General features: G+C 72.2%; 24 protein-coding genes, 2 tRNA genes and 1 other RNA gene. 15 read left to right on the forward strand and 12 right to left on the reverse strand.

All coding sequences use genetic code 11. From position 1 onward, the window contains the following. Window position 1: 1 nt before the first annotated feature. Both O7618_RS27225 and O7618_RS27230 read right to left on the reverse strand, forming a co-directional pair. Window positions 2-1,072: a PHP domain-containing protein gene (locus O7618_RS27225; RefSeq protein WP_278108991.1), complete on the reverse strand. Its 1,071-nt coding sequence runs from the start codon at window positions 1,070-1,072 to the stop codon at window positions 2-4. 55 nt (window positions 1,073-1,127) lie between these two features. Further along, complete coding sequence (locus O7618_RS27230) at window positions 1,128-1,883, reverse strand: peptidoglycan DD-metalloendopeptidase family protein (protein ID WP_278108992.1); 756 nt, start codon at window positions 1,881-1,883, stop codon at window positions 1,128-1,130. A 210-nt stretch (window positions 1,884-2,093) separates the two neighbouring features. On the opposite strand from O7618_RS27230, the gene O7618_RS27235 reads away from it, so the two are divergent. From O7618_RS27235 to O7618_RS27250, 4 genes are all read left to right on the forward strand, one after another. Continuing rightward, window positions 2,094-2,390 (forward strand): hypothetical protein, encoded by a 297-nt coding sequence (locus O7618_RS27235; RefSeq protein ID WP_278110166.1) that lies wholly within the window; start codon window positions 2,094-2,096, stop codon window positions 2,388-2,390. Between the two features lie 72 nt (window positions 2,391-2,462). Further along, entirely contained in the window at window positions 2,463-2,633 is a 171-nt protein-coding gene (locus O7618_RS27240; protein ID WP_175441502.1) for a hypothetical protein, read from the forward strand. A 121-nt stretch (window positions 2,634-2,754) separates the two neighbouring features. Beyond that, complete coding sequence (locus tag O7618_RS27245; protein ID WP_278108993.1) at window positions 2,755-3,279, forward strand: tRNA adenosine deaminase-associated protein; 525 nt, start codon at window positions 2,755-2,757, stop codon at window positions 3,277-3,279. Between the two features lie 154 nt (window positions 3,280-3,433). After that, the gene (locus tag O7618_RS27250) at window positions 3,434-3,877 is read left to right on the forward strand and encodes a nucleoside deaminase (protein ID WP_278110167.1); all 444 of its coding nucleotides are present in this window, start codon (window positions 3,434-3,436) and stop codon (window positions 3,875-3,877) included. Between the two features lie 108 nt (window positions 3,878-3,985). Here O7618_RS27250 and deoD read toward each other — a convergent pair whose 3' ends face one another. After that, window positions 3,986-4,693 (reverse strand): purine-nucleoside phosphorylase, encoded by a 708-nt coding sequence (gene deoD / locus O7618_RS27255; RefSeq protein WP_278108994.1) that lies wholly within the window; start codon window positions 4,691-4,693, stop codon window positions 3,986-3,988. A 75-nt stretch (window positions 4,694-4,768) separates the two neighbouring features. On the opposite strand from deoD, the gene O7618_RS27260 reads away from it, so the two are divergent. Then, window positions 4,769-4,855: transfer RNA gene (locus O7618_RS27260), tRNA-Ser, on the forward strand. A 67-nt stretch (window positions 4,856-4,922) separates the two neighbouring features. Here O7618_RS27260 and O7618_RS27265 read toward each other — a convergent pair. The 6 genes from O7618_RS27265 to O7618_RS27290 form a co-directional block, all read right to left on the reverse strand. Next, window positions 4,923-5,507, reverse strand: a complete 585-nt coding sequence (locus O7618_RS27265) for a SigE family RNA polymerase sigma factor (protein WP_278108995.1) — start codon at window positions 5,505-5,507, stop codon at window positions 4,923-4,925. Beyond that, window positions 5,504-6,112, reverse strand: a complete 609-nt coding sequence (locus tag O7618_RS27270) for a permease-like cell division protein FtsX (RefSeq protein ID WP_278108996.1) — start codon at window positions 6,110-6,112, stop codon at window positions 5,504-5,506. Before O7618_RS27270 ends, O7618_RS27265 begins: the two co-directional genes overlap by 4 nt. Before the next feature lie 70 nt (window positions 6,113-6,182). Continuing rightward, on the reverse strand, window positions 6,183-6,713 hold the full coding sequence (locus O7618_RS27275; RefSeq protein WP_278109000.1) for a hypothetical protein: 531 nt from the start codon (window positions 6,711-6,713) through the stop codon (window positions 6,183-6,185). Window positions 6,714-6,721: 8 nt separating this feature from the next. Continuing rightward, window positions 6,722-7,324 (reverse strand): hypothetical protein, encoded by a 603-nt coding sequence (locus tag O7618_RS27280; protein ID WP_278109001.1) that lies wholly within the window; start codon window positions 7,322-7,324, stop codon window positions 6,722-6,724. Window positions 7,325-7,825: 501 nt separating this feature from the next. Next, entirely contained in the window at window positions 7,826-9,589 is a 1,764-nt protein-coding gene (locus tag O7618_RS27285) for a glycosyl hydrolase (RefSeq protein WP_278109002.1), read from the reverse strand. A 236-nt stretch (window positions 9,590-9,825) separates the two neighbouring features. Continuing rightward, window positions 9,826-9,910, reverse strand: a tRNA-Ser gene (locus tag O7618_RS27290). An 81-nt stretch (window positions 9,911-9,991) separates the two neighbouring features. Here O7618_RS27290 and ffs point away from each other — a divergent pair. The 9 genes from ffs to O7618_RS27335 all read left to right on the forward strand — a co-directional run bounded on the left by ffs (window position 9,992) and on the right by O7618_RS27335 (window position 20,184). After that, window positions 9,992-10,082, forward strand: an RNA gene (ffs, locus tag O7618_RS27295) — signal recognition particle sRNA small type. Window positions 10,083-10,189: 107 nt separating this feature from the next. Then, window positions 10,190-13,030: a DNA polymerase III subunit gamma and tau gene (locus O7618_RS27300; RefSeq protein WP_278109003.1), complete on the forward strand. Its 2,841-nt coding sequence runs from the start codon at window positions 10,190-10,192 to the stop codon at window positions 13,028-13,030. A gap of 108 nt (window positions 13,031-13,138) precedes the next feature. After that, entirely contained in the window at window positions 13,139-13,447 is a 309-nt protein-coding gene (locus tag O7618_RS27305) for a YbaB/EbfC family nucleoid-associated protein (RefSeq protein WP_269694699.1), read from the forward strand. An 8-nt stretch (window positions 13,448-13,455) separates the two neighbouring features. After that, window positions 13,456-14,049: a recombination mediator RecR gene (gene recR / locus O7618_RS27310; RefSeq protein ID WP_013289050.1), complete on the forward strand. Its 594-nt coding sequence runs from the start codon at window positions 13,456-13,458 to the stop codon at window positions 14,047-14,049. Window positions 14,050-14,233: 184 nt separating this feature from the next. Further along, window positions 14,234-15,904 carry an ABC transporter substrate-binding protein gene (locus tag O7618_RS27315; protein WP_278109004.1) on the forward strand — a complete coding sequence of 557 codons (1,671 nt, stop codon included), beginning with the start codon at window positions 14,234-14,236 and terminating at the stop codon, window positions 15,902-15,904. 103 nt (window positions 15,905-16,007) lie between these two features. Next, window positions 16,008-17,015, forward strand: a complete 1,008-nt coding sequence (locus O7618_RS27320; protein ID WP_278109005.1) for an ABC transporter permease — start codon at window positions 16,008-16,010, stop codon at window positions 17,013-17,015. Then, entirely contained in the window at window positions 17,012-18,052 is a 1,041-nt protein-coding gene (locus tag O7618_RS27325) for an ABC transporter permease (protein ID WP_278109006.1), read from the forward strand. Before O7618_RS27320 ends, O7618_RS27325 begins: the two co-directional genes overlap by 4 nt. A 42-nt stretch (window positions 18,053-18,094) precedes the next feature. Next, entirely contained in the window at window positions 18,095-19,081 is a 987-nt protein-coding gene (locus O7618_RS27330; RefSeq protein ID WP_278109007.1) for an ABC transporter ATP-binding protein, read from the forward strand. Beyond that, the gene (locus tag O7618_RS27335) at window positions 19,078-20,184 is read left to right on the forward strand and encodes an oligopeptide/dipeptide ABC transporter ATP-binding protein (RefSeq protein ID WP_278109008.1); all 1,107 of its coding nucleotides are present in this window, start codon (window positions 19,078-19,080) and stop codon (window positions 20,182-20,184) included. The genes O7618_RS27330 and O7618_RS27335 overlap by 4 nt, the downstream gene beginning before the upstream one ends. 45 nt (window positions 20,185-20,229) lie before the next feature. Here the strand turns inward: O7618_RS27335 and O7618_RS27340 are convergent, their stop codons facing one another. Both O7618_RS27340 and O7618_RS27345 read right to left on the reverse strand, forming a co-directional pair. Continuing rightward, window positions 20,230-20,688, reverse strand: coding sequence for a hypothetical protein (locus O7618_RS27340; RefSeq protein ID WP_278109010.1), 459 nt, complete (start codon window positions 20,686-20,688; stop codon window positions 20,230-20,232). After that, the gene (locus tag O7618_RS27345) at window positions 20,670-21,329 is read right to left on the reverse strand and encodes an HNH endonuclease family protein (RefSeq protein WP_278109012.1); all 660 of its coding nucleotides are present in this window, start codon (window positions 21,327-21,329) and stop codon (window positions 20,670-20,672) included. Before O7618_RS27345 ends, O7618_RS27340 begins: the two co-directional genes overlap by 19 nt. 102 nt (window positions 21,330-21,431) lie before the next feature. On the opposite strand from O7618_RS27345, the gene O7618_RS27350 reads away from it, so the two are divergent. After that, window positions 21,432-22,883, forward strand: a complete 1,452-nt coding sequence (locus tag O7618_RS27350; protein ID WP_278109014.1) for an MFS transporter — start codon at window positions 21,432-21,434, stop codon at window positions 22,881-22,883. Window positions 22,884-23,052: 169 nt separating this feature from the next. Here O7618_RS27350 and leuA read toward each other — a convergent pair whose 3' ends face one another. Beyond that, entirely contained in the window at window positions 23,053-24,795 is a 1,743-nt protein-coding gene (gene leuA / locus O7618_RS27355; RefSeq protein ID WP_278109016.1) for a 2-isopropylmalate synthase, read from the reverse strand. Between the last annotated feature and the right edge of the window lie 191 nt (window positions 24,796-24,986).

Here is a 24,986-nt window from a genome sequence, read left to right on the forward strand (position 1 = left end):
CTCAGCCGCGGCCGGCCGTCCACTTCAGCAGGCGGTCGGCCGTCCAGGTGTTGACCACCCGGTCCGCCGGCACGCCGCAGCGGGCCGCCCGCTCGCAGCCGAACCGCTGCCAGTCGAGCTGACCGGGGGCGTGCGCGTCGGTGTCGATGGCGAACCGGCAGCCCGCCTCCAGGGCGCGGCGGATCAACCTTTTCGGCGGGTCCTGCCGCTCCGGCCGCGAGTTGATCTCGATGGCGACGTCGCGCTCCGCGCAGGCGGCGAAGACGGCGTCCGCGTCGAAGTCGCTCTCCTTGCGGGTACGCGCCCGGTGCCCCTTGTCGCCCGGCCCGGTCACGCCGGCCGGTCGGGACGACACCATCCGGCCGGTGCAGTGGCCGAGGATGTCCAGGTGCGGGTTGGCGACCGCGGCCAGCATCCGGCGGGTCATCTTCGCCCGGTCGTCGCTCAGGCCGCTGTGCACCGAGCCGACCACCACGTCCAGCCGGGCCAGCAACTCGTCGGTCTGGTCCAGCGAGCCGTCGGCGAGGATGTCGACCTCGATGCCGGTGAGGATGCGGAAGCCCTTCGGCAGCGCCTCGTTCACCGCGGCCACGTGGTCGAGTTGCTTGCGGAGCCGGTCCGCGGTGAGGCCCCGGGCCACCTTGAGTCGTGGCGAGTGGTCGGTGAGCACCAGGTATTCGTGGCCCAGCTCGACCGCGGCCAACGCCATCTCCTCGATCGGTGAGCCGCCGTCGGACCAGTCGGAGTGGCTGTGGCAGTCGCCGCGCAGCGCGTCGCGCAGCCTCGCCGCCTCCTCGTCCAGGTCGGTGCCCTCGGTGGCGAGCAGCCGGCGCAGGTAGACCGGCTCCGCACCGGCCAGCGACTCGGCCACGCAGCGGGCGGTGACGTCACCGACGCCGGCCAGCTCGGTCAGCTTTCCGGTGCGGGCCCGCTCGGCCACCTCGCCGGCCGGCAGCGCGCCCAGGGCGTTCGCCGCCGACCGGAACGCCCGGACCCGGTAGGTGGCCTCGTTCGCCCGTTCCAGCAGGAACGCGATCCGGCGCAGGTCGGCGATGGGATCCCGGGCAGTCATGCCTGGAACCTACGCGTTCCGGCGGCCCGCCGGGAGCCGCCGGGCGCGCGTCGGGTCAGCCGCCCGCGGCGGACCCGCCCGGCGACGTGGGGCAGCCGTGCTTGCGCTGCCACGCGGTGACCTCGGCGACCGGGGAACGGTTGCCGCCCTTGCGCCAGGAGTCGAGGTAGGGCGCCGGCCAGACCACGCCCCGGCGGATCCACCAGTCGTCGTGGCCGGAGCACTTCGGGGAGACCCCGAAGTGCAGGTGGCACACGTTGTTGGCGTTGCCGGTGCGGCCCACCCTGCCGAGCTGCTGCCCGGCGCGGACCCGGACGCCGGCGTCCACGCCGGCCGCGACCGCGCTCAGGTGGGAGCCGTAGTAGCGCACCCCGTCGTCACCGAGCAGCGAGACCGACAACCCGCCGTTGTTCGGCCCGAGCGGCCCGCGCTTGTCGAACCGGTCCACCCGGCTCACCTCCAGGACCACCCCGTCGGTGACCGCCACCACCGGCTCGCCGCAGTCGGCGAACAGGTCGGTGCCCGGATAGCCGCCGTGCGTCGGGTGGTAGTCGACGTTGCCGGCCCGCACCGGGAAGACCCGACGCGCCGCCGCACGGGTCGGCGTCGGTACCGGCGCGGTGGAGGAGAGCACGGACGGGGCCGGGCCCGCCGTCGGCTCGGCGGGCTGCGCGGCGGTCGCCATCGGACTCGGGTCCCGCCACCCGTCGGCCGGCCCGGCGGGACGGTCGCACCCGGCGGCCAGCGCCGCGACGAGCAGCAGGACCGGGAACGCCGGACGCGCGCGGCGTCCGATCGATGGCGAGCGCATCCGATCATCCTGGCAGACCACTACCGTGGGGACGAAAGCCGAGACCCGCCCGCACCGTCGGCGTCACTGTGCGTGATGTCGGGGCGGTGGGCCCGGATGAAGGGAGCAGCGGTGACGAACGGGTGGCACGGCAGTGGGGACGGCCCCGGCGCGGGAGCGTTCCAGCCGCCGCCGCGTACGCCGTCGGGGCTCTTCCCGTCCGGCGGGCCGATGCGGCCCAGCTATCGCGAGCCGAACCCGGTCACCGGCGGCGGCGTCGCGATCGGCGCGGTGGTCACGTTCGCCTGGCTGCTGCTGTTCGGGCTGGTAGAGCGCGACGTGCCCGGCTACGCGTGGTGGACGCTGCTCGCCGGCGCGCTCGCCTGGGCGGCCGCCGCGGTGCTGGTCCGCCACGGCGACCGGGGGGTGGCGACCGGCGTCGCGATCGTCACCGCGGGCGGCTGGAGCATCGCCGCGGCGATCGTCGCGGTGCGCTGGGCGCAGACCGGGGACTGGCCGCTCTGGTGACCTTGGGTGCCGGTTTCGCTGCGTAGCGAAGACCATCTTGACGTACGGGCGGTGACGGTTCACGCTCGCCGTATGGCCTGGACCACACCGCCGCGGCTCGACCCCGATCGGAGCCGCCGCCGCCTGCAACTCCTCGCCGAGTTGGCCGGTGCCCGCGCGGTACAGCAGCGCGAACGGCCGCAGCGGGCGCGCAGCGAACGTCTGCGCCAACTGATCGCCACCCGCCGGCGCGTCGCCGGCTGACCGACTTTCTCCAGGAACGGCCGGCCCCTTACGGGGCGTTGACCGGTCGCCTGCCGACCCGACCGGTTAACGTGCATCGCGTGACGTGTCGGCGTGCTGCCGAGGCCAGTTTGGGGGGACCGTGTCGTACTTCGCTGCTGCCGTGGCGCGCGTCGACGGCGGCTGGACCGCCGGCGAGGTGAGCCTGCGGGGTGTCACCGACGTCGAGGAGGTGGCCGACCGGCTGCGCGACGTCGAGCCGGACGCGGACCTCTCCCTGCTCTTCGTCGAGGCCGACGACACCTACCTCGTGGTGCTGCGCCTGGACGAGGGGGAGGACCTGCGGGTCTTCGGGTCCGACTCGGCGTACGCGGAGGAGTCCCGGCTGGGCGCGCTGCTGGTGGGCGACCTGAAGACGTCGGTCACCGGGCTGGAGGACGTCGACGAGCCGCGACCGTCCGGCGGCGACGACGAGAGCGAGCAGCCGGCCGTCGACCCGGAAGCCGACCCGGTGGGCGACGCCGACCTCCTCACCGACCTGGGCATCCCGGCACAGAAGCTGCTCGCGCTCTGCGCGCACGAGGGCAACATGCCGGCCGACGTGACGGCCGAGATCTGCCAGGTGCTCGGCTGCGTGGACGAGGTCGAGGAGTTGCGTGAGGTCTGAGCCCGGCGAGTCCGTGGCACCAGGCGCCGCCGAGCCGGCCGACGCGACCGACCCGACGTTGGACACACCCGGGTCGCCCCGGACGGGCCCCGGTGCCACCGAAGGGCTGGCCGACCCGGGCCCGCCGGGCCGCCGGCAGCGGCACGAGCTGTGGATGCGCCGGGCGCTTCAGGTCGCGGTGACCGGCCCGGACGGCGGGCCGCCCGACGAGGGCGCCGATGACGTGCCGGTCGGCGCGGTGCTCTACGGCCCCGACGGCGCCGAACTGGCGACCGGGCGCAACGAGCGGGAGCTGACCGGCGATCCCACCGCCCACGCCGAGGTGCTGGCGCTGCGCCGCGCCGCGCGGCGGCTGGGCCGGTGGCGGCTGGACGACTGCACGCTCGTGGTGACGCTGGAGCCGTGCACCATGTGCGCCGGGGCGATCGCGCTGGCCCGCGTCCCGACCGTGGTGTTCGGGGCGTGGGAGCCGAAGACCGGCGCGGTCGGCTCGCTCTGGGACGTGCTGCGCGACCGTCGCCTCCCGCACCGCCCGGAGGTGTACGGCGGCGTCCTCGCAGCGGAGAGCGCGGCGTTGCTGCGCGCGTTCTTCAGATAAGGAGGGGCCCCCTGTTAACGCCTCCGGTAGAGAAGGGGCCCCTTCTCAACGAACCGCCGCCCCCGGCACCGGGCGGTGACGGGGGCGGGCGGAAGACGGGACGGCGGGTCAGGCGACAGCGGTGTCCAGGGCGATCTCGACCATCTGGCCGAACGTCTGCTCACGCTCCTGCGACGTGGTCTTCTCACCGGTCTTGATGTGGTCGCTGACGGTCAGGATGGTCAGCGCGCGGGCCTTGAACCGGGCCGCGATGGTGTAGAGCGCCGCCGACTCCATCTCCACCGCCAGCACGCCGTAGTCGGCGAGCGTGTCGTACAGGTCCGGCCGGTCGGTGTAGAAGGCGTCCGCGGCCAGGATCGGGCCGACCCGCATGGTGATGCCGCGCCGCTCGGCCACCTCCACCGAGGTGCGCAGCAGCCCGAAGTCGGCCACCGGGGCGTAGTCGATCAGCCCGTCGAAGCGCATCCGGTTCATGTTCGAGTCGGTGGACGAGCCGATGGCCGCCACCACGTCCCGCAACTGCAGGTCCTCGGTCAGGGCGCCGCAGGAGCCGACCCGGATCAGTGTCCTCACGCCGTAGTCGTTGATCAGCTCGTGCGCGTAGATGGAGGCGGACGGCATGCCCATGCCGGAGCCCTGGACGGAGACGTCGACGCCGTTCCACCGCCCGGTGAAGCCCAGCATCCCGCGCACCGTGGTGTAGCAGCGGGCCTCCTCGAGGTAGGTCTCCGCGATCCACTTGGCCCGCAGCGGGTCGCCCGGCATCAGGACCCGCTCGGCGATCTCTCCCGGCTCAGCGCCGATGTGCGTACTCATGGCAAAGATCCTGCCAGGCCGGCCGGCGGGATACCGGTTCGGCGTCCGTACCGGTGGTCCTGTACCCTCGTCGGCGGTGGCGTGTCCGAGTGGCCTAAGGAGCACGCCTCGAAAGCGTGTGAGGGTTTACGCCCTCCGCGGGTTCAAATCCCGCCGCCACCGCTCGTGAACAGCGAGAACGCCCGGTGTGACCCGTGCGGGTCACACCGGGCGTTCCGTGTCCACGGGGTCAGTTCCCGGTGAAGTCCTCGCCGAGCAGCGCGCGGATCCGGCCCAACGCCCGGGCGTCGCGCATCTTCACCGCCGAGACGGACAGCCCAACGATCTTGGCGACGGCGGCGACGCTCTGGTCCTCCCAGTGCCGCAGCACCACGATCGCCTGGTCCCGGACGGGCAGCGTCGCCAGCGCGGTCATCAGCGCGACGTGCAGTTCCGGATTCGGCTCCGGTTCCGAACGGTCGGGCGGCTCCGCGCAGACCACCTCGGTGCCGCTGCGCCGTCGCCGCTGGTCGAAGAGGGCGTTCACGAGCACCCGTCGGCTGTACGCGTCGAGGTTCGCGCTCTGCCGGATGCGACCCCAGGAGGCGTACATGCGGGTGAACGTGATCTGGGTCAGGTCCTGGGCGAGGTGCCAGTCCCGGCACATGAGGTAGGCGGTGCGTCTCAGTCGGGGCGCGCTCGCCGCGACGAACGCGCTGAAGTCCTCGTCTTGGACGTCACGCTCGCGTCGGCGGGCGATTCTCCACCGGGCCAGCGGGCCGGGCTGACGTTCGGCGGCCGGCGGGGCGCAGACGTCGACCTGCCCGCTGCTCACTCGCCCTCCCCGGAACCGGTGCGGAACGCGCAGGGGTTGGCCGCGATCTGGTCCACGCCGCTCGCGTCGCGAAACTTCGCCGCGAGCCGCGCGTAGTCCGCCGTCCGCACCAGCTCGACCTGGAAGGACTCGGGAAGCTGCTCCGGTTCCACTGAGCCGACCAGATCCGGGTTGTCCTGGTAGGACTCCTTGAACCTGGCGTACGCCTCGTCGTGACCCTGGAACGTCACGCGCCGCACCGGCGGGTACGACTGGAGCGCAGCGCGCAGGTCGAGGCGCTGCTGATCGGTGACGTCCTGCCGCAGGAAGATCCGAGCGTCGACCGGCTCGCGTCGCATCTGGGGGCTGCACGCGGGGTCCGTGGACGGCTCTGGTGCTCCGATCGCCGCCGGTGGCACCGGCTCCGGGGATGTCGGTGTCAGGTTCAGGGCGACCAGGGTGGCGGCGATCGCGACGAGGCCGGCCGTCGCGCCGCCCGCGAGCAGGCCACGCCTGCGCCGCAGCGCGGTGCCCGCCACCATGGCCTCCCGGGCCAGTTCCCCGGTCGGGGGCGCGGGTCCGGCGCCGAGTGCCCGCTCGAAGAGCACGTGCAGGTTCTGGTCCACAGCTCGCTCCTGTTTCCGATGGCTTCCCTCTTTAGGACTGGTCGGGACGCCGGATCGGTCACATCTCCGGTCAGCAGGGACCGTAGCCCTCGTCGAAGAAGCGGCGGGCCCAGTTCGCGTACCCGGCGATGATCTTGCGGACGGTGACGCCGTCGTGCAGGAACAGGTAGGCGCGGTCGCCGGCGCGGGCGAGCAGCCCGGCGAAGCGGTGGCTGCCGGGCGGCGCCGGCAGCGCGACGGTGTCGGGGTACGCGGCGCGCGCCTCGGCGATCGGCGTGCCCGCGCCGATGCCCTCCGGCGTGGTCATCGGGTCGTCGAGCCAGAGCAGTACGAGCCGGTCGTCGACGAAGATCGGGCTGACCGAGCCGTGCCCGGCGAGCGTGGGCCCGCACGCCTCCTCGTCGGTGCGCAGCAGGCCGCGCCGGGTGAGGTCCTCCTCGGTGGCGCCGAACTCCGCGTTGCGCAGGCCGTCCAGGCCGACCACCTCGGCGGAGCCGACCGGGCGGGCCGGGATGTCCGACCCCTGTGGATGGACGCCGCTCCCGGCGACGGAAGCGGCGGCGAGCAGCGTGGCGATAAAGACGAATTGTCGCAATTTCATGTAATCCCCTAGTCCCCAACGGGGCCGGGGCGAAGAGGTTGCTGGTGCGGGCCGGATTGGCGCAGTTCCCACTCGTCGGCCAGATCGTCCCAATAGTCGGCGGACAGCCCGCGCCGGCCGTGCGCCAGCCAGCCGGCCGTGTCCCGCTCCAGATGCAGGCCCAACTCGGCGAACGGGTCGAGCCACGCGCCCGGCTCGACACCGAGTCGGGCCAGCGCCGCGTTGATCGGCCATTCGACGCGCGGTCGGTCCAGGACGCCGTCGTGGCGCGGCCCCCAGCTCACCTCGCCGTCCAGCCACGCCACCGCCGCCTGGTGGCCGAGCCCGCCGGCGAACTCCGCCTCCAGGTATGCCACCGGCCCGCGCCTCGACCAGCGGGCCAGCGTCTCCGCCAGCGGCGGCGAGAGAACCAGCCGGAACGGACGCACGGCGCACGGCTCGTCGGCGGCGAAGTCCGGCGGGCTGCCGGTCAGCTCCTCCACGAGCTGCGGGGTGACCGGCAGCAGCGCGAAGTCCTGGCGGAGCGCGGCCAGCACCGCGTGATCGAGGTCGGCGGTCTGCTCGCGCAACAGCTCGATGTCGGCGACCACGGCGCTGAGCTGGTAACTCATCCGATCCTCTCGGCATCCACAGCCTGTGGATAGAACATGTGTACGACGGTGGATCCTGGTGCCGTCCTGGAACGGTAGCCCGCCGCCCGGGGTGGAAAACCCTCGGATGAGGTCGGATGGTTTCCGGCTTACCGCTCCCCGGCGCGGTGCCTGGCGTCGTCCTCGTGATCGAAGTACGCGACCTGACCGAACGCTACGGCGCTCGGACCGCCGTCGACAGGCTGAGCGTCCGGATCCGACCGGGCGCGGCGCTGGACCCGCTGTCGCGGCTGACGTCACGCCGGGGCGCCGCCGACGAGATACCTCGGACGTCCGTCGCCGAGCGCGGCCACCGCGTGACGCAACCGCAGCCAGGGGTACGGGCGACGCAGCCCTTGCGCGTCGTCGAGTGCGACGAAACGCGCCTCGGCCGGCTCGCCGTCCGTCGGCCATGACGCCAGTGTCCGCGTACGCGGGAAGGGGGCCGGCCCTCGACGGGCCGGCCCCCTGGCGATCAGGTCGTCACCACGCGGACATGTCGGGAAGCTGGTCGATCGAGATGGTCCTGGGGTTGGCCATCGCGGTGCGCCACAGCCCGGCCACGTCCTTGCCGCTGCCGTTCCAGTCGCGCGACGCCCAGACCACGAAGTACGGCCAGGCCGGGTCGGAGTTCGGGTTGAGCGGGCTGAACGTCTCCGCCACGCCGGTGGTCTTGGCGCCGCTGACCGCCTTGGTGGTGGCGAAGTCGCCGCTGCTCTGGAAGTAGTCGGAGGTGACCAGGTCGACGTAGCCGTCGCCCGGGTACCAGGACGCCAGCGAGGTGCCCTGGCCGCTGGCCATGCCGTTGAACACCCAGACGATGTTGTGCGCGCCGGCGAGCTGGGCCCGCTGGTAGATCAGCCGCCAGAGCTGCTTGTAGGCGTCCTGGCCCTTCTTCGCCCACCACATGTAGTTGTTGTTCGCCTCGTGCAGCGGGCGGAACAGCACCGGCACGCCGGCGTCGCCCATCTTCTTCAGCTCCCGCACCACCAGGTCGATGTCCTGGTAGAGCTTCGACGACGGGTTGTTCAGGTCGGGCTGGAAGTCGCAGGGTGCGGAGTAGTTGCCGCCGCGCGGGCAGTACCAGTGCCACTGGAACGCGACGATGCCGTTGCGGGCCTTGGCCCAGTCGATTTCCTGCTGGGTCTGGATGCTGCCCTGGGTGTACTCCATGAAGTCGAACGCCACGATCGCCGGATAGCGGCCGGTCAACTGCTGCACCCGGTCCGCGTCCGGCAGGTCGGTCTGGCCGCTGACGTAGGTGTGCGTGCGCAGGTAGCAGATCAGGTTGCGGGCCTTCGAGTTCGCCTGCGGGTCGGCCGGGGCCTGGCCGCAGTCCGGGCCGGGCGGGGTGGGCGGCTTCACCGCGTACACCTCGAACTCGTAGAGCGAGTAACCCCAGGCGGTGCCGCGGGCGGTGCCGGACATCCGCACGTACCGGCCGCTGGCGCCGGCCGGCGTCACGTCGTCGGTGCCGCCGTCGCCGGTGGTGGTGCTGAACACTGAGGTCCAGGTGGTGCCGTCCGTCGAGGTCTGGATCTGGTACGCCCTGCCGTACGCGGCCTCCCAGCGCAGCCGCACCGTGTTGATCGGGTACGTGGCGCCGAGGTCGACCTGGATCCACTGCGGGTCGGCGTAGAGGCTGGACCAGCGGGTGCCGCCGTTGCCGTCGACCGCCTGGCCGGCGGCGTGCGGGCTCTCCGTGGACGACGCGGTGACCGGTCGGTTGAGCGCGAGGTTGCCGCTGGGGGTGGTGGTCGGGTCGGGGCTCGCCGTCGGGCTCGGGCTGCCGGTCGGGCTCGGGCTGCCGGTCGGGCTGGGTGGTGTGGTGTCGCCGCAGCTCGCGCCGTTGAGCGTAAACGCGGTCGGGGCCGCGTTCGACCCGGTGTAGGTGACGTTGAAGCCGAAGCTGACCGTGCCGCCGGCCGGGAGGCCCGCGTTGTAGGAGACGTTCGTGGCGGTGGCGTTCGCGCCGGACTGGGTCTTCGTCGCGTTCCACATGTCGCCGATCACCTGGTTGCCGGGGAACGCCCAGCCCAGCGTCCAGCCGTTCACGGTGGCGCCGGTGTTGGTGATGGTGACGTTGGTGGTGGCGCCGCCGCTCCATTCGTTGGTGACCTGCCAGGTCACCGAGCAGGCGCCGGCGGCGGCCTGGGCGGGTGGCGTGGTGACGAGGGCGGTGGCCAGCGCGGTGACGGCTGCCGCCGCCCCGGCCAGGCACGCCCGTGTGCGGGTGCGCTGGATCATGAGGAACTCCCGTGGGGTGATGGTTGCGGGGAGCCCTCGCCGCCCGGACGGGTCGGGCCGTCGGTTGCCCTTCCGGCGGCCGACCCGGCGAAGATATCCACGATGGTCTTCTTAACCGGTTAACTTTGTCAATCCCCGTCGAACTCACGTCGAACGGGAAGGTTTGTGAACCGGTCAAGAGGGGGCGCGGGAACGAAGAAGGGCCGGCACGCGGGGTGCCGGCCCTTCTTCGACTGCGGAGGATACGAGATTCGAACTCGTGAGGGTGTAAACCCAACACGCTTTCCAAGCGTGCGCCCTAGGCCTCTAGGCGAATCCTCCGCGAGCCAGGATACAGGTCCCGCGACGGCGGGCCACCCCACCCTCCCGGAAGATCCACACGGCTTCGGGTAGTCTTGGCGGCACCCCCCGTGCGGCGTGCATCTCGTGAACCTCCCCAGGGCCGGAAGGCAGCAAGGATAAGCGGGCTCTGACGGGTGCACGGGGGGCCTTTCTGTCTCCGGGGCCCGGTAGCGTCGCTGCGGGTCAGGTCACGGGGTGGTGGGTGGTCACCGGCGGCCGACCGGCGCAGAATGGCTCGGTCGAGAGGAGGCGGGACGGGTGGCACTGGCCCTTTACCGCAAGTACCGGCCCCGTACGTTCGCCGAGATCATCGGTCAGGAGCACGTGACCGAGCCGCTGTCGCAGGCGCTGCGCAGCGGGCGGCTCAACCACGCCTATCTCTTCTCCGGTCCACGCGGCTGCGGCAAGACCTCCAGCGCCCGGATCCTGGCCCGCTCGCTCAACTGCGAGCAGGGGCCGACGCCCGAGCCGTGCGGCCAGTGCGAGTCCTGCCGCTCGCTGGCCACCGACGGCTCCGGCTCGATCGACGTCATCGAGATCGACGCGGCCAGTCACGGCGGCGTCGACGACGCCCGCGAACTGCGCGAGAAGGCGTTCTTCGCGCCGGCCCGCAGCCGCTTCAAGATCTATGTCATCGACGAGGCGCACATGGTCTCGTCGGCCGGCTTCAACGCCCTGCTCAAGCTGGTCGAGGAGCCCCCGGAATACGTCAAGTTCATCTTCGCCACCACCGAGCCGGACAAGGTCCTCGGCACGATCAAGTCGCGGACCCACCACTACCCGTTCCGGCTGATCCCGCCAAAGGTGCTCCGGCCCTATCTGGAGCAGCTCACCGAGGCCGAGGGCGTCAAGGTCGAGCCGGCGGTGTTCCCGCTGGTGGTGCGCGCCGGCGGGGGCAGCGCACGGGACAGCCTCTCCGTGCTCGACCAACTCATCGCCGGCGCCGGCCCGGAGGGGGTCGGCTACGCCCGGGCCGCCGCGCTGCTCGGCGTCACCGACTCCGCGTTGATCGACGAGATGTGCGACGCGCTGGCCGCCGGCGACGGCGCGGCCGCCTACGCGACCGTCGACCGGGTCGCCGAGGCCGGCCACGACCCGCGCCGGTTCGCCTCCGACCTGCTGGAGCGGCTGCGTGACCTGATCGTGCTCCAGCAGGTGCCGGACGCCGCCGCCAAGGGCCTCATCGACGGTCCGGCCGACCAGATCGAGCGGATGGCCGCCCAGGCCCAACGGCTCGGTCCCGCCACGCTGTCGCGCTGCGCCGACATCGTGCACAACGGCCTGGTCGGGATGCGCGGCACCACCGCGCCCCGGCTGCTGCTGGAGCTGATCTGCGCCCGGATGCTCCTGCCCGGCGTCGACGACTCGTCCGGCGGCCTGCTCCAGCGCCTGGAGCGGATGGAGCGCCGGCTCACCCTGGGCGGCACCGAGCCGCCGCCGGTCGGGCACGCCGGCACCGCCCAGGAGGTACGCCCGGTGCCTTCCGCCCCGGGCGCGGCTGCCGCCGCGATCCACCCGGAGACCGCCGGCACGCCGGCGGCTGCCGACGCCCCGACCGGTGCCGCCGCCGCCCGGGCCGCCGCCATGGCAGCCGGCTCCCGTCCCGCCTCGGCCGCGCCGCGCGCCGCCAACGATGCGGCTGCCGGCCGGCGAGCCCCGGTCGGTGCGGACCCGGTGGACGGCCCGGCCGTCCCCACCGGCCTGTCCGGGGCCACCCCGGCCACCGACGACCGGCCCGCCGCAGGTGCGAGCACCGGCCCCGGCGCCGGCCCGGCCGGCGGTCCGGCCGGGGTCGACGCGGTCGCCGGTTCCGCTGGTCCGGCTGGGTCCGGCGCGGCGCCCGGTGGCCCGGGTGACCGGTCCACCCCCGGAGCGCCGGCCCGACGGCCCGTGCCGGCCTCGGCGGTGATGCCCGACCCGGTCACCCCCGAGCCGCCCCGGCCCGGTTCCGCCGGCCCCGGCGCGCTGGACGCGGTCGCGGTGCGGCGGGTGTGGCCGGACATCGTGGCCAAGGTCAACCGGATCAAGAAGCCGGCCGCCGCGCTGATGCGGGACGCGGTGGTCCGCGACGTGGACGGCGAGACGCTGGTGCTGACCGTCAAGTCGCCGGTGCTCGCCCAGATGATGGCCGCGCAGACATCGGTCCTGGCCGAAGCGCTCTACGAGGAGTTCGGCGGGCGCTGGCAGATCCGCTGCGAGGTGGCCGGCGAGCGGGGTGGCACCTCGCTCGGCGGATCGCGCCCGGCCCGCCCGGCATCCGGCCCGGCCGCCGAGCCCGACGGCCCGGCTCCTCGTCCCGGCGGATCAGCCGGGACCGGTGCCCCGGGCTCGACCGGTGGACCCGGTGGTCCGGGCGCGGCGGGCGTCGGGTCCGGTGGTCCGGGTCCGGCGGGTGCCTCGCAAGGCGATCCCGGTCCGTCCGCTGCCGGCACCGGTCGGGCTGATGCGGGCGAGGGCACGAACGGCGCTGCGCGACGGCCCGACACCCCGCCGGCCAGTCCGGCCGCCGACGACGACGACGACGAGGACTGGCCGGAGGCGGCCCGTCCCGGCGGCGAGGCGAGCGCGGCGGACCGGTCGGAGCCGGTGCGCTCCGCCGGCACCGGCACGGCGGCGGGTTCCGGCGGCGCCGAGGACTGGCCGGCGGCGGCCCGTCCGGGTGGGGGCACGGCCACCGCGACCGCGACTCCCGCCGTATCGAAGCCGGCCGGACCGGCGGCCACGCCGCCGCCGTCCGCGAAGGGCGCCGCCGGCGGGCCGCGGAACAGCGCGATCGCGGCGGCCCGGGCCGCGGCGGCCGCCGCGGCGGGTGGTGGGCCGGGTAAGGGCACCCGCGCGGCGCAGGCGGGTCAGCCGGCCGCGGACGTCGAGTGGGCCGGTGAGCCGCCCTATGACCCGGACTTCGACGGGCCGATCCGGCCCGGCCAGCGGGGAGCGGCCCCGGCGACCCCCGCCTACGAGGGGTTCGACCCGGGCGACGAGCCGCTGGACGAGGTGATCGACGAGCGGACCGCCCGGCAGTCCAGCGAGGAGCAGGCGGTGGCGCTGCTGCGCGAGGCGTTCGGGGCCGAGAGGATCAACGAGGTCGACGCGCGCTGAGCGCGCGTCGACCCGGAACAGCGGTGCCGCGACCGGACTAGGCTGGGCGCGGCCGATCAGACGAGTGCGAAGAAGGAGCGGCCCGTGCGCCCAGGTGGACAGCCCAACATGCAGCAGATGCTGAAGCAGGCGCAGAAGATGCAGCAGCAGATCGCCAACGCCCAGGCCGAGTTGGCCGAGGCGGAGCTGACCGGCACCGCGGGCGGTGGCCTGGTGACGGCCACCGTCGCCGGCACCGGCGAGCTGAAGGCGATCAAGATCGACCCGAAGGCGGTCGACCCGGAGGACGTGGAGACGCTGGAGGACCTGGTCGTCGCGGCCGTGCACAACGCCGCCGAGGCGGCCCGCGAACTGACCGAGAAGAAGATGGGCCCGGTCGCGGGCGGGATGGGCGGCCTCGGCCTGCCCGGTTTCTGAGCCGGCAGATGTACGAAGGTGCCATCCAGGACCTGATCGACGAGTTGGGTCGGCTGCCGGGTGTCGGCCCGAAGAGCGCCCAGCGGATCGCCTTCCACGTCCTGTCGGCGGATCCGGCCGACGTCAACCGGTTGGCCGGCGCGCTGCGCAAGGTCAAGGACCTGGTGCGGTTCTGCACGACCTGTTACAACGTGGCCGAGTCCGAGCAGTGCCGGATCTGCCGCGACCCACGGCGCACCGACGAGGTGCTGTGCGTGGTCGAGGAGCCGAAGGACGTGGTGGCGATCGAGCGGACCGGCGAGTTCCGCGGGCGCTACCACGTGCTCGGTGGCGCGATCAACCCGCTGGAGGGCATCGGTCCGGACAACCTGCGGATCCGCGAGCTGATGACCCGGTTGGGCGGTGGCGAGGTCCGCGAGCTGATCCTCGCCACCGACCCGAACACCGAGGGTGAGGCGACCGCGACCTATCTGGCGCTGATGGTCAAGCCGATGGGGATCGCGGTGACCCGGTTGGCCAGCGGCCTGCCGGTCGGCGGCGACCTGGAGTACGCCGACGAGATCACGCTGGGCCGCGCCTTCGAGGGGCGCCGGGCGGTCTGAGTTCCCGGCCTGGTGGTGGGCGCTGTGCTCACCACCAGGCCGTTGGGTGAGACGGCCTCGGAAGGTGTCGGCTTGATAGCGATTGCCCCTCGCCCGTTCCTCTTCTGTGTGACATGCCATAACCTCCCGCTCACGGACTGAGTCACAGCTCGGCGTGTACACATGCGCATGACAGAGGTGAGAGATGCAGGCGAGCAGGCTGAAAACGGCCGTGGCCCTCGCGGCCGTGGCCGCCCTGGCGGTCGGTGCGTCCGGCTGCGCCAAGAGCGACCGCGAAGAGGGCGGTGGTGACGCCAAGACCGGCGGCACCTTCGTCTTCGCCGGTGCCGGGGACCCGAAGAACTTCGACCCGATCTTCAACGACGACGGTGAGTCGTTCCGGCCGATCCGCCAGATGTACGACACCCTCGTGCAGAACAAGCCCGGCACCGCCGAGCTGCAGGGTGCCCTGGCGGAGAGCTGGGAGCACGACCCGGACGGCAAGGTCTGGACCTTCAAGCTCCGCAAGGGCGTGAAGTTCCACGACGGCACCGACTTCAACGCGGCCGCGGTCTGCTTCAACTTCGACCGCTGGTTCAACATGAAGGGCGCCGCCGCCCAGTCGCAGATGATCTACTACTCGGACACGTTCGGCGGCTTCGCCAAGAACGAGGCCGAGGGTGTCGGCGACCCGGTCTACAACAAGTGCGAGGCCAAGGACGACGGCGCCGCCGTCATCACGATGAACCAGTACAAGGGCGCCTTCCCGGGCGCCTTCGCGCTCACCGCGCTGTCGATCGCCAGCCCCGAGGCGCTGAAGAAGTACGACGCCGACTCGGTGAAGCAGAACGGTGACTCGTTCGAGTACAGCGCGTTCGCCAACGAGCACCCGGTCGGCACCGGCCCGTTCAAGTTCGTCGGCTGGGACAAGGCCAAGGGTGAGATCACCCTGGACCGGAACCCCGACTACTGGGGCGAGAAGGCCAAGGTCGACAAGCTGATCATCAAGATCATCAAGGACGAGAACACCCGCAAGCAGGAGCTCAAGGCGGGCACCGTCCAGGGCATCGACTTCCCGGCCCCGGCCGACCGCAAGGCGCTGGCCGGTGAGGGCTTCCAGGTCCTCGACCGTCCGGCCTTCAACATCCTCTACCTCGGCATCAACCAGAAGAACCCGAAGCTGAAGGACCTGCGGGTGCGCCAGGCGATCGCCTACGCGCTCAACCGTCAGCAGCTCGTCCAGACCAAGGGCCCGGGTGGCACCAAGGTCGCCGACGAGTTCATGCCGGACACCGTGCTCGGCTACGCGCCGGACGTGCAGAAGTACGACTACAACCCGGAGAAGGCCAAGCAGCTGCTCAAGGAGGCGGGCGCGGAGAAGTTGACCCTCAACTTCTACTACCCCACCGACGTGTCCCGGCCGTACATGCCGAACCCGCAGGAGATCTTCACCGTCCTGGCCAACGACCTGAAGGCCGTCGGCATCACGGTCAACGGTGTGGCCCGCCCGTGGAACGGTGGCTACAAGGACGACGTGCAGCAGTTCGGCAAGCACGACCTGCACCTGCTCGGCTGGACCGGTGACTACAACGACCCGGGCAACTTCATCGGCACGTTCTTCGGCCGCGGCAAGGTCGAGTTCGGCGACCAGGCCATGACCGAGATGTTCGCCGCCATCGGCAAGGCCGACGGCACTGTGGACGAGGCCGGCAAGAAGGCCGCCTGGGAGCAGGTCAACCGCGACATCGCCGCCAAGTGGCTGCCGGCCGTGCCGGTCTGGCACGCCCCGCCGGCCATCGTGGTCACCAAGGACGTCAAGGGTCTCGTCGCCAGCCCGCTGACCGACGAGCGGTTCAACACCGTCAGCGTCGGCTGACGCTGCACCACCGCTGACGCCACACGCGGAATCGGCCCGGGCCGGGCTCTCGCTCCCGGCCCGGGCCGACCCGCTGTTCACCCGAGAATCTGGTGTGTGAGAGATGTTGCGAGTCATAGTTCGCCGCCTGCTCCAACTGGTGGTGACCCTGATAGGGCTGTCCGCGCTGGTCTTCGTCTGGCTGCGGAACCTGCCCGGCGGTCCGATCGAGGCGCTGCTCGGTGAACGGGCCACGCCGGAGCGACGCGCGCTGCTGGTCAAGGCGCTCGGCTACGACCAGCCGATCCTGGTGCAGTACGCGAAGTTCATGCAGCGACTGGTCACCGGCGACTTCGGCAACTCGATCCGGAGCGGCGACCCGGTCACCGAGGTGATCGGCCGCGCCTTCCCGGCCACCGTGGAGCTGGCCGCCGCCGCGATGATCATCGCGATCGGGCTCGGCGTACCGCTCGGCTACCTGGCCGCCCGGCACCGCGGACGCCTGCTCGACAACCTGAGCATCGGCGGAACTCTGCTCGGCATCTCGATCCCGATCTTCTTCCTGGGCTATCTGCTCAAGGACGTGTTCACCCAGAACATGCACCTGTTCCCGCCGTCCGGCCGGATCAGCACCGGGCTGGACAACACCGACGTCACCGGCTTCTTCGTGCTGGACGGTCTGCTCACCCGGGAGTTCGACGCCACCGGTGACGCGCTGTGGCACCTGATCCTGCCGGCGATCACGCTGGCCACCATCCCGCTCGCGGTGGTCGTCCGGATCACCCGGGCCAGCGTGCTCGACGTGCTCAACGAGGACTACGTGCGCACCGCCGAGGCGAAGGGCCTGCGCCACAAGACGATCCGCGGCCGGCACATCCTGCGCAACGCGCTGCTCCCGGTGGTCACCACCATCGGCCTGCAGACCGGCGCGCTGCTCTCCGGCGCGGTGCTCACCGAGCGGGTCTACAACTGGGGCGGCCTCGGCACGCTGATCTACGACTCGATCAGCGGCGGTCGCGACTACCCGGTGCTCCAGGCGCTGATCCTGCTGGCCGCGCTGGTCTTCGTGCTGGTCAACCTCCTGGTCGACCTCTCCTACGCCTTCATCGACCCGAGGGTGCGTGTGCGATGAGCGATCCGATCACCCGGCCCACCGTGGGCGCACCGCGCGAGAGCGTGGACCCGTCGGCCGTCACCGAGAAGCCCGAGGGCAGCCTGCCCCGCGGCCTCGACCGGCTCGGCGAGCGCAAGCGCGCCCGGCTGGAGCAGTTGGCCCAGGCCACCGCCGACAAGGGCGGCGTCAGCCTGGTCCGCGACGCGTTCCGCCGCCTGCGGCGCAACCCCAGCGCGATGGTCGGCGCGGCGATCGTGGCGCTGTTCGTCCTGGTCGCGATCTTCGCGCCGCTGCTCGCGCCGCACGACCCGGCCCAGCGCTTCGACGAGTTGACGAAGAACCTGACCGTTGACAACATCCCCGGCGCCAGCAGCGACTTCCCGCTCGGCTCCGACCCGCTTGGCCGCGACTTCCTGTCCCGGATGATCCACGGCAGCCGCCAGACCCTGTTCGTCGGCGTGCTCGCCACGCTGATCGGGTTGGCCCTGGGCGTGCTGGTGGGCGCGCTCGCCGGCGCCTTCGGCGGCTGGGTCGACAACATCCTGATGCGTGTCACCGACGTCATGCTGGCGCTGCCGGCGCTGCTGCTGGCGATCAGCCTGGTCGCCCTGGCCAGCCGGTCCAGCCAGTGGACGGTCATCTTCGCGGTGGCCATCGTGAACGTGCCGATCTTCGCCCGGCTGCTGCGCGGTTCGATGCTCGCCCAGCGGGAGAGCGACCACGTGCTGGCCGCCCGGGCGCTCGGCGTCAAGCGGGGCGCGATCGTGCTGCGGCACATGCTGCCCAACGCGATGACCGCGGTCATCGTGCAGGCGACGCTGACGCTCTCCACCGCGATCCTGGAGGCGGCGTCGCTGTCCTTCCTCGGCCTCGGCGACCCCGACATCAACCGCGCGGAGTGGGGCCTGATGCTCGGCGTGGACGGTCAGCGCTACTTCGAGGTCCGGCCCGAGCTGGCCTACTTCCCGGCCGCCGCGATCATCGTGGTCGCGCTCGGCTTCACCCTGCTGGGCGAGGGCATGCGCGAGGCCATCGACCCGAAGAGCCGGCGGTGACCCGGTGCGGACCAACGACCAGCACGATGAGGACGTGACCCGATGAGCCTGCTCGACGTACGCGACCTGAGCGTCGTGTTCCAGCGTAAGGGTGAGCGGCCGTTCACCGCGGTCGACCAGGTCAGCTTCAGTGTGGAGCCGGGGCAGACGGTGGGCCTGGTCGGCGAGTCCGGCTGCGGCAAGAGCGTCACCAGCCTGGCGATCATGGGCCTGCTGCCGCGACGCGGCAACAAGGTCACCGGCGAGGTCAACTTCGACGGCGCCGACCTGCTGAAGCTGCGCCCGGAGGACCTGCGGGACCGCCGTGGCCGGGACATCGGCATGATCTTCCAGGACCCGCTCTCCTCGCTGAACCCGGTCATCCCGATCGGCACCCAGGTGGCCGAGGTGCTCGAACGGCACCGCGGCATGGATCACAAGGTGGCGCTGAAGGAGGCCCGGGAACTGCTCGACGCGGTCGGCATCCCGGACCCGACGCGGCGGTTGAAGGAATACCCGCACCAGATCTCGGGCGGGATGCGGCAGCGCGCCCTGATCGCCATCGCGCTGGCCTGCAAGCCGCGGCTGCTGATCGCCGACGAGCCGACCACCGCCCTAGACGTGACGATTCAGGCGCAGATCCTCACGCTGCTCAAGCAGCTCGTCGACGAGACCGGCACCGCGCTCATCATGATCACGCACGATCTGGGTGTGGTGGCCGGGCTCTGCGACACGGTGAACGTGCTCTACGGCGGCAAGATCGTGGAGCGGGCGGAGCGGCACGAGCTGTTCGCCCGGCCGGAGCACCCGTACACCCACGGGCTGCTCAACTCCGTGCCGAGGCTCGACTCGCCGCGCGGCGAGCGGCTGCACGCCATCCGCGGCTCGGTCGCCGACAACATCCCGTGGGCCGAGGGCTGCGCGTTCGCCCCCCGGTGCGACAACGTGGTGGACGCGTGCCTCGACGGCACGCCCCCGCTGGAGCCCACCGCGAACGGCGGCGACCTGCGCTGCAACAACCCCGTTTCCGAGGAGGTGGCGGTCCCGTGACCGAGTCGACCGAGCGGACCGGACCGCTGATCGAACTGCGCGACGTCAAGGTCCACTTCCCGATCAAGAGCGGCGTGCTCGTCGACCGGACGATCGGGCACGTCTACGCCGTCGACGGGGTCTCGCTCTCCATCAACCGTGGCGAGACGTACGGGCTGGTGGGCGAGTCGGGCTGCGGCAAGTCCACGCTGGGCCGGGGCCTGCTGCGGCTGGTCGAGCCGACCGACGGCGAGATCGTCTTCGACGGCACCGACCTGCGCGCGCTCAAGGACGAACCGATGCGCCGGATCCGCCGCCGGATTCAGATGATCTTCCAGGACCCGCTGTCCAGCCTCGACCCTCGGCAGTCGGTGGAGTCGCTGCTGGTCGAGGGTCTCAAGGCGCACGGCCTGGCGAAGGACAAGGCCGCCGTCGCCAAGCGGCTGCGCGAGGCGCTCGCCGCGGTCGGCCTGCCCGCGTCGGCGCTGAGCAAGTATCCGCACGAGTTCTCCGGCGGCCAGCGCCAGCGCATCGGCATCGCCCGGGCGCTGGTGCTCGAACCGGACCTGATCGTCGCCGACGAGCCGGTCTCCGCGCTGGACGTGTCGATCCAGGCCCAGGTGCTCAACCTCCTCGACGATTTGCAGGAGGAGCGCGGCCTGACCTACCTGATCATCGCGCACGACCTGGCGGTGGTCCGGCACATCGCCGACACGGTCGGGGTGATGTACCTCGGCGGCCTGGTGGAGGAGGCGTCGAGCGACGACCTCTACCGGGAGCCGATGCACCCGTACACCAGGGCGCTCATGTCCGCGGTGCCGGTGCCCGACCCGCAGGTCGAGGACCAGCGGGAGCGGATCCTGCTCGCCGGCGACCTGCCGTCACCGGCGAACCCGCCGGCCGGCTGCCGCTTCCACACCCGCTGCCCGTGGGCCCAGCCCACCCGCTGCGCCGACGAGCGGCCGGCGCTGCGCGAGGTGCTCGACGGGCACCGGGTCGCCTGCCACTACGCCGAGGACATCGCGGCCGGGAAGATCCGGCCGCACGAGGTGGAGCCGGAGCTGGTCCGCCCGGACGACGGTGGCGCGTCGGGCGAGACGGGGGACCTCATCCCCACCCCGTGACACGACGACGCGTCGGCCCGCCGGGGCCGACGCGTCGTCCGGGGATCAGCCCTCGGGGCGGTTGAGCAGCCCCACCGCGACCGTGTGCACCGCGTCCAGCCCGGCCGGGTCGGCCAGCGGCGCGGTGCCGCCGGTGACCGCGTACCACTCGTCGGCGTCCTTGTACTGCACACGCAACGTGACCCTGCCGTCGGCGTGCTCGGTGCGCAACGTCAGCTCGCCGGTCACCACACCCACCTCGTCGGTCATCACCCCGCCCGGGCCGGCCGTGATGTCGGCGGTACGTGCCGTCGGCCCGCCCCCGGCGGGGGCGGCGTCGGCGGACATCCCCGCGCCGGAGACGTCGGCGGGCGCCGCCTGCTGGCCGTCCGCGGTCATCCCGGCCGACGCCGGACCGGTCGGGGTCGGACCGGTGCCGGCCGCCGCGGCGTCGTCACCGGTGGCGTCCGGCGTTCTCTCCTCCGCCGGTGCGCCACCCGCCCCGGTCACGGCTTGCTCGCCCATGTGCAGCCCTCCAGCATGTCGGTGAGGGCGGCCTTCTCGGCGGTGGTCACCGTCAGCCGCCAGTAGTGCTTGACCGTCACCCAGTTGGCGGCGTACTGGCACCAGTACTGCCGGCTCGCCGGCTTCCACTGCGACGGGTCCTGGTCACCCTTTGCCCGGTTGGAGCGCGCGGAAACCGCGATGAGCTGCGGCCGGGTCAGGTCGTTGGCGAAGTCGCCGCGCTTCGAGTCGTCCCACTCGTCCGCGCCGGAGCGCCAGGCGTTCGCCAGCGGCACGGTGTGGTCGATGTCGACATCCGACGGGTCGGTCAGCTCCACCCCGTCGTACACGCTCTCCCATCGCCCACCGACCACGTTGCAGCCGGACAGCTTGATCCCCGCACCGTCCTTCTGGAGGACGCTGTCCCGCACGTCGCAGTTCTTGCCGGTGTCCCGCCAGTGCGGGAACCGGGAGCGGCTGTAACCCTTCATCGAGCCGGCAGCGGCCACGGTGAGCTGGCCGAGCTGCTGATTCACGTTTCCCGAGGCGCTCGGCGGCGCGTCCGGCTCGGTGACGGCGGGGTCACAGCCGGCCGCGCCGAGGGCGAGCACCGCGGTGAGCGCGGCGGTCAGCCCGGCTCGGACTCCTGAACTCGTACGCACAGACGACACCTCTCCAGCTTGCGGGCTCCGGGCGAGTCCGCACAGTACCCGGCGGCGGTTTCTCTGATTCGTGGCGTCGGCGGTGGATCGAGGGCAGAGTGGATGGACGTGACCTCACCCGCTTCCGCGCCCAGCCTGCGTACCGGAACCGCCGCCGGGCGCGGCACACTGCTCGCGGCGGTCCTCGCCTCCGGCATGGTGTTCCTGGACAGCACCGTGGTCAACGTCGCGCTGCCCCGCCTCGGCGCCGAACTGGACGCCACGGTGGCCGGTCTCCAGTGGACCGTGAACGGCTACCTGCTGATGCTCGCCGCGTTCGTGCTGCTCGGCGGCGCGCTGGGGGACAGGTTCGGCCGGCGACGGATCTTTCTGCTCGGGGTGCTCTGGTTCGCGGGGGCGTCGGTGCTCTGCGGGTTGGCCCAGGGCACCGGCTGGCTCATCGCCGCCCGGTTCCTCCAGGGCGCCGGCGGGGCGCTGCTCACCCCCGGCTCGCTCTCCGTGCTCCAGGCCAGCTTCCACCCCGACGACCGGGGTAGGGCGATCGGCACCTGGTCCGGCCTCTCCGGCGTGTCCACCGCGCTCGGACCGCTGGTCGGCGGCTGGCTGATCGACGCGCTCTCCTGGCGGTGGATCTTCTTCGTCAACCTGCCGCTGGCCCTGGGCGTGGTGCTCGCCGCGATGCGCTGGGTGCCGGAGAGCCGGGACGAGTCGGTCTCGCGTACCGGTGGGGAGCACCACGGGTTCGACGTGGCCGGCGCGCTGCTCGGCGCGCTGGCGCTCGGCGGCGTCACGTACGCGCTCATCGACGCCCCCGCACACGGCGCCTCCCCGGCGGTGCTCGCCGCCGCCGTCGTCGGGTTGGCCGCCGTGGTGGTCTTCGTGCTGGTCGAGCGGCGACGCGGCGACCACGCGATGCTGCCCACCGGCCTGTTCTCCAGCCGGCTCTTCTCGGTGCTCAACGTCTTCACCGTGGTGGTGTACGCGGCGCTCGGCGGGTTCACCTTCTTCCTCGCCGTCTACCTGCAGAACGTGGTCGGCTGGTCGGCGCTGCTGACCGGGCTGGCCACGGTGCCGATGACGGTGCTGCTGCTGGTCGGCTCGCCCCGGGCCGGCGCGCTCTCCGCCCGGATCGGCCCCCGACTGCCGCTGACCGTCGGCCCGGTGATCGCCGCCGCCGGTCTGCTGCTGCTGCGCGGGGTCGGGCCGGGCGCCTCCTACTGGACCGACGTACTGCCCGGCGTGGTGCTGTTCGGCGCCGGGCTCACGCTGGTGGTCGCGCCGCTGACCACGTCGGTGCTCGGCGCCGTGTCGGACCGCTTCGCCGGGGTGGCGAGCGGCTTCAACAACGCCGCGTCGAGGGCCGGTGGCCTGCTCGCGGTGGCCGCGCTGCCGCTGCTGGTCGGGCTCTCCGGGACCGGGTACGAGCAGAAGGGCGCACTGGCCGACGCCTACCGGGGCGCGTTGGCGTGGTGCGCCGGGCTGCTGCTCGCCGGCGCCCTGCTCGCCGCCGTGCTCATCCACCGCCCCCCGGCGAAAGGAGGGGCCCCCTCTTAACACCTCCGGTAGAGGAGGGGCCCCCTGTTAACACCACGCAGCCGGTGCGGGCGGCGTGGGCGGTGCGGGCGGCGTGGGCAGCGGGCGCGGCGCGGCGCGGCGGGCGTGCCGTGTTAAGCGGGGCCCCCTCCTATGCCTCAGGCGTTAAGAGGGGGCCCCGCCTTGCGCGTCAGCGGGTGCGGTTGACGGCGCTGGTGACCGCCTTGATCGAGGCGGTGACGATGTTGGCGTCCACCCCGACGCCCCACACCGTCCGGCCGTCCACCTCGCACTCGACGTACGCGGCCGCCTGGGCGTCACCGCCGGAGGAGAGCGCGTGCTCGTGGTAGTCGAGCACGCGTACCGCCACGCCCAGCGACTGCAACGCGTTGACGTACGCGTCGATCGGGCCGTTGCCGACCGCGGCGAGCGCCCGTGTCCCGCCGCCGAAGCCGACCCGAGCGTCGATCTCGACCTTCCCGTCGACGGTGCCGATGGTGTAGCCGGCCAGCGTGACCGCCGGGTCGACCTGGTGGTCGACCAGGTAGTTGCGGGCGAAGATCTCCCACATGGTGCCCGGCTCGACCTCGCCGCCGTCGTGGTCGGTGACGGCCTGCACCACGCCGGAGAACTCGATCTGGAGGCGGCGCGGCAGGTCGAGCTGGTGCTCGGACTTCATGATGTACGCGACGCCGCCCTTGCCGGACTGCGAGTTGACCCGGATGACCGCCTCGTAGGTGCGGCCCAGGTCCTTCGGGTCGACCGGCAGGTAGGGCACCGCCCAGGTGACGTCGTCGATCGGCACCCCGGCCGCCGCGGCGTCGGCGTGCAGCGCGGCGAAGCCCTTGTTGATGGCGTCCTGGTGGGAGCCGGAGAACGCGGTGTAGACCAGGTCGCCGGCGTAGGGGTGGCGCTCGTGCACCGGCAACTGGTTGCAGTGTTCGACGGCGCGCCGGATCTCGTCGATGTTCGAGAAATCGATCATCGGGTCGATGCCCTGGGAGAACAGGTTCAGGCCCAGCGTGACCAGGTCGACGTTGCCGGTGCGTTCGCCGTTGCCGAACAGGCAGCCCTCGATCCGGTCGGCGCCGGCCAGCAGCCCCAGCTCGGCGGCGGCCACGCCGGTGCCCCGGTCGTTGTGCGGGTGCAGGCTCAGCACCAGGCTGTCCCGTCGGGGCAGGTGCCGGTGCATCCACTCGATCGAGTCGGCGTAGACGTTCGGCGTGGCCATCTCGACGGTGGCCGGCAGGTTGACGATCAGCTTCCGGTCCGGCGTCGGGTCGATCACCTCGATCACCGCCGCGCAGACCTCCAGCGCGTAGTCCAGCTCGGTGCCGGTGTAGGACTCCGGCGAGTACTCGTAGTGGATGTCGGTGTCCGGGGTGTGGATCTCGGCGTACTTCTTGCAGAGCCGGGCGCCCTGGGTGGCGATGTCGGTGATGCCGTCGCGGTCCAGCCCGAAGACCACCCGGCGTTGCAGCGTCGAGGTGGAGTTGTAGAAGTGCACGATGGCCCGCCGGGCGCCGCGCAGCGACTCGAAGGTCCGCTCGATCAGGTGCTCCCGGCACTGGGTGAGCACCTGGATGGTGACGTCCTCCGGGATCAGGTCCTGCTCGATCAGCTGGCGGACGAAGTCGTAGTCGGTCTGGCTGGCCGACGGGAAACCGACCTCGATCTCCTTGTAGCCCATCTGCACCAGGAGCTGGAACATCCGGCGCTTGCGCTCGGGCGACATCGGGTCGATCAGGGCCTGGTTGCCGTCGCGGAGGTCGACGGCGCACCAGCGGGGCGCGGCCTCGACGCGGCGGGTGGGCCAGGCGCGGTCCGGCAGTTCCACGCGGAACTGCTTGTCGTACGGCAGGTAGCGGTGGACCGGCATCCGGCTCGGGCGCTGCCGGGCGAACGGATCGGTCTCGGTGACAGGTTGAGCCATCTCGGAGTGCTCCCTGGAACATGTGGCGTCAGCAGATCGGAAGGTGTCGGCGAGGTGCCGGGCGACGGTGCGCGGCGGTGCCGAGGGGAGGTTCGGATGTGCTGGACGGCGCGGTTCAACTCCGCGACGAGGTGCCGGCCGGTCAGGCCTCGTCGCGGCAGCCAAGGAGAAGAGACGCCTGCCACATGACA

The organism is Micromonospora sp. WMMD980, assembly GCF_029626035.1.
Lineage (GTDB): Bacteria > Actinomycetota > Actinomycetes > Mycobacteriales > Micromonosporaceae > Micromonospora.

Coding starts and splice junctions, on each gene's coding strand:
- O7618_RS27330 (WP_278109007.1), top strand. CDS start 18,095: ATGAGCCTGCTCGACGTACGCGACCTGAGCGTCGTGTTCCAGCGTAAG.
- O7618_RS27340 (WP_278109010.1), bottom strand. CDS start 20,688: ATGGGCGAGCAAGCCGTGACCGGGGCGGGTGGCGCACCGGCGGAGGAG.
- O7618_RS27235 (WP_278110166.1), top strand. CDS start 2,094: ATGCGGCCCAGCTATCGCGAGCCGAACCCGGTCACCGGCGGCGGCGTC.
- O7618_RS27315 (WP_278109004.1), top strand. CDS start 14,234: ATGCAGGCGAGCAGGCTGAAAACGGCCGTGGCCCTCGCGGCCGTGGCC.
- O7618_RS27350 (WP_278109014.1), top strand. CDS start 21,432: ATGGACGTGACCTCACCCGCTTCCGCGCCCAGCCTGCGTACCGGAACC.
- leuA (WP_278109016.1), bottom strand. CDS start 24,795: ATGGCTCAACCTGTCACCGAGACCGATCCGTTCGCCCGGCAGCGCCCG.
- O7618_RS27225 (WP_278108991.1), bottom strand. CDS start 1,072: ATGACTGCCCGGGATCCCATCGCCGACCTGCGCCGGATCGCGTTCCTG.
- O7618_RS27280 (WP_278109001.1), bottom strand. CDS start 7,324: ATGAGTTACCAGCTCAGCGCCGTGGTCGCCGACATCGAGCTGTTGCGC.
- O7618_RS27320 (WP_278109005.1), top strand. CDS start 16,008: ATGTTGCGAGTCATAGTTCGCCGCCTGCTCCAACTGGTGGTGACCCTG.
- O7618_RS27250 (WP_278110167.1), top strand. CDS start 3,434: ATGCGCCGGGCGCTTCAGGTCGCGGTGACCGGCCCGGACGGCGGGCCG.
- O7618_RS27240 (WP_175441502.1), top strand. CDS start 2,463: ATGGCCTGGACCACACCGCCGCGGCTCGACCCCGATCGGAGCCGCCGC.
- deoD (WP_278108994.1), bottom strand. CDS start 4,693: ATGAGTACGCACATCGGCGCTGAGCCGGGAGAGATCGCCGAGCGGGTC.
- O7618_RS27305 (WP_269694699.1), top strand. CDS start 13,139: ATGCAGCAGATGCTGAAGCAGGCGCAGAAGATGCAGCAGCAGATCGCC.
- O7618_RS27325 (WP_278109006.1), top strand. CDS start 17,012: ATGAGCGATCCGATCACCCGGCCCACCGTGGGCGCACCGCGCGAGAGC.
- recR (WP_013289050.1), top strand. CDS start 13,456: ATGTACGAAGGTGCCATCCAGGACCTGATCGACGAGTTGGGTCGGCTG.
- O7618_RS27285 (WP_278109002.1), bottom strand. CDS start 9,589: ATGATCCAGCGCACCCGCACACGGGCGTGCCTGGCCGGGGCGGCGGCA.
- O7618_RS27275 (WP_278109000.1), bottom strand. CDS start 6,713: ATGAAATTGCGACAATTCGTCTTTATCGCCACGCTGCTCGCCGCCGCT.
- O7618_RS27230 (WP_278108992.1), bottom strand. CDS start 1,883: ATGCGCTCGCCATCGATCGGACGCCGCGCGCGTCCGGCGTTCCCGGTC.